This is a genomic window from Gilvimarinus sp. 1_MG-2023, from assembly GCF_030548285.1.
This window is the reverse complement of the sequence record NZ_JAUOSC010001297.1, coordinates 1-256: the sequence shown is the minus strand read 5'-3', so window position 1 is coordinate 256 and position 256 is coordinate 1. Positions and strand designations below refer to the sequence as shown.

General features: G+C 57.8%; 1 protein-coding gene. It reads right to left on the bottom strand.

What is annotated here, in order from left to right:
- A partial coding sequence (locus Q4563_RS21040; protein WP_303605907.1) for a transglutaminase family protein occupies positions 1-256 on the bottom strand: 256 nt, incomplete at both ends.

Genomic DNA, 256 nt, shown 5'->3' with positions numbered 1-256 from the left:
GTGCCCAACGGGGAACTTCTTCGCCGGGATACCACTTGCCCTGGCCGTAATGCAGCATGCCTTGCGGAGCAAAACGGTCACGCAATTTCAACAGCAGGGTTTTGGCCAGACTCAGCTTGTGGGCACCCAGGGCTTCGGTGTTCCACTGGGCCGATTCCATCTCATCAATCGATACGAAAGTTGGCTCACCCCCCATGGTCAGCCGGACATCGTTTTCTTCCAGCAAGGCGTCGACCTTGTCGCCCAGTGACAGCAC